Source organism: Parabacteroides faecalis (assembly GCF_022809355.1).
GTDB classification, from domain to species: domain Bacteria; phylum Bacteroidota; class Bacteroidia; order Bacteroidales; family Tannerellaceae; genus Parabacteroides; species Parabacteroides faecalis.
This window is the reverse complement of the sequence record NZ_JAKZMM010000101.1, coordinates 1-2,814: the sequence shown is the minus strand read 5'-3', so window position 1 is coordinate 2,814 and position 2,814 is coordinate 1. Positions and strand designations below refer to the sequence as shown.

The window sequence follows — 2,814 nt, the reverse complement described above, 5'->3', positions numbered from 1 at the left end:
GATTTGCAACACTAAGATAAGTGAAAAATCTGACATGGCAAAATCCTGAGCAACTTTTTGTTGCTCAGGAACTTATAAATAAAGTTAAATCAAAGTGTTGCGGAATTAAGGTAATAGTTTTTTCTCCTATCATAATATAACCCTCTCGTTTTACAATACATCTCAATTTGGAGATGTATTGGGTCAGTAACCCGCAGTGAAGATTTGGGTATATTTGTTTGGTTATTAGTCGCGAATATAATGTCATCACGAATTTCCTCTGAATCGGGGACTATAAATCTCACAAGTACATTTCTACTTTCATTATTCAACTTATCTTTACTCTCCGAAAAATAATTGTAAATTTCTCTAGAAGTTTGAAGCCCATTAACGACTTCTGGGTTATCAATAGATAGTTGCCTATTCGTAATCAGTGTAATTTTATCAGACAATATAGTAATTCCATTATTTAACCACCAAAAATCTGCTGTGTCTTTGTTTCTTAAGGTATCTGCTATGCATGAATTTACAGAATTGCTACCTTGATAATCGCGAACATTTGATTCAAAAATACCTTTCAGTAAATTACCGGAAGAGTCTGTTATGAATTTATAGTATTCTGCTATATTTATTAATGTAACATATTCATTCTGTTTGCCGAGTGTAATAGCTTGGTCTGCTAATGTTATAATTACATTAACGTCTGGCTCACTGTTGTATAGAGACATAAGTTTGTCTGCTGTGATAAACTCTACAGAAATCAAAGCACTAGGGTACTTTTTCTGCACAATAGTTTTAAGTTCTTCAGCCTGCGCCGCTGTATTAGGATGTATTTCAGTTCCTAATGTCACATAATAGTACTTAAAAGACACCCTGGGCTGTTTGGTAACTAATTTTGTCATCGCGTCACGAAATAGCATAAACACATCTCTGACACTTTCGCTATATCTGTCTTGATACTGACTTATATCATTGGACATTTCTAACAAATTCTCTGATATGGTTTTCCATTTCATAATGGCATCTTCACCAAATCCTAATGTGTTTTTAGATTGGATGAGGATAAATTGTAGAGATGATCCTTTGCGGCAATCTAAAGAATCTATTTGGTCGGAAGTAATAATCTCATTATTTAAAAGAACGTAAGCAGCATCACAACCGCCATCATTGCCACCTCCAATAAGACCATTTTCAAGTTCTTCATCACTAAATGCATAATTTTTTAAGATTTGACTAGCTGAAAACAGCTCAAAGAATGTATCAAGTGACGCAAATTGATTATTCTCAGAATATTCCTGAGATATGATTTCTTTAAGTAACAGTTGATTGTTTGTAAGATTTTTATTCGGCATACTATTATTTTTCTTTATTATGAAGTTTATATATTGCAAATATACGAACTTCGCAACAATTTCTGTAAAAACAAAGTGAGAATATTAAGAATGATTGAGAATTACTTGTGTGACAATACAACAAGAAGCAAAGTTCACATTCTAATTGTTAAATAAACTAATAAGGACAAGTTTTAATAATTATATTCAAAAGAATTTGTATCTTTGCAATTAGTTGATTGACTTATTGGAAATGAGCAAAATGGTGAACTTCAAAGGTTTCTAAACCATTACCTATTCTCTTTTCGCCTGATGATAACTTTCTGATTTACAAGCATATTTTATTCAGTGCAACATTTGTGAACACAGAGAAGATGAAGAGGTCGCGTACCAGTTCGCAGGTCCCGCTTTTCACCGGGGCCTCCATCAGCGTCTGTATCTCACGCTCCGTCAGGTAGCCCCGGTCAACGCTCTCGGGGGAGTTGATGTACCCGGCGAAGGGGTTGAAGGGAAGCGCACCGCTGTTGCGGGCGATGGAGATGACGTGCTTGAGCCCGATCATGTAACCCCATACGGTATTGGTGCGGCATTTCTTCTCCGTACGCAGGAAATACTCGAAGTTGTTGATGAACGTCAGGTTGAGTTCCTTCAGGGGGATGTCGTCACGGCGGTACACTTTCGGGACGAACTCGCAAAGATGCCTGTATATGGTACGGTAGCGGTTGTATGTTCCCTGCACGCGGCTGTGTCCCACTTTCTTGATGAACTCCCCGTTGTGCTGCTCGAAGAGCTTCAGCAGCGTCTCGCGTTTCACGCCCAGCCCGAGGCAGGCGTCCCTCAGCCTGGCGGCGGTGACATAGCCGTCGGACTGCATCAGTTCCTGGTAACGGCGGTTCACGTCCACACGTATCCGGTCAACCGCCGCATTGATTTTCTGCGCCTCGGCGCTCTTGCCCGTGGCACGTGCCGTTTTCACGTCCCAAAGTTTCGGGGGCACGTCCAGCTTGCAGCTGAACTGCTTGATTTCGCCGTCCACCGTAAGACGGCACATCAGGGGGAGATAGCCGTTGGCTTTCTCGCTGCCCTTCTTCACGTAGAAGAGGATTTTGAAGGTCGATCTGCTCATACTCGTTTTCATACTTTTTTGTTCGTTACAAAGTTAATATCAAGCGAGTTGTCCTCAGGTATGAAAAACTGTGCAAATTACTGAAATAGAACCCGTTGTGCCGTTTCTTGTTCCTGTTATATCAGTAACGATATGGGAACTGAAGTCTTTCGCAGCTTTTAGCGGACCTCCTTTTTCAGCTTATGCAGTATTATGAGTTAAACACCTAACTGCTTAATAGACTGCATTTTTGCTGTATTATCATCAACCTTGCTTTTTCTTGCTGCGTTTACTTTACACTTTTTTGATACGTTACTAAAAAACTCTACAGATAAAATAAGTCTTACTAAAAGGCTTTACATATTACCTTTGCAAAGATAAAAAATACAATAAGGTACA

1 protein-coding gene and 1 pseudogene are annotated in these 2,814 nt (G+C 39.3%); both read right to left on the bottom strand.

The features are described 5' to 3' along the window. Positions 1-89 precede the first annotated feature (89 nt). Positions 90-1,331, bottom strand: a complete 1,242-nt coding sequence (locus MUN53_RS18220) for an AIPR family protein (RefSeq protein WP_243326837.1) — start codon at positions 1,329-1,331, stop codon at positions 90-92. 328 nt (positions 1,332-1,659) lie between these two features. Next, a pseudogene (locus tag MUN53_RS18215) lies at positions 1,660-2,448 on the bottom strand (phage integrase SAM-like domain and Arm DNA-binding domain-containing protein); the annotation flags it as partial. Positions 2,449-2,814: the final 366 nt, after the last annotated feature.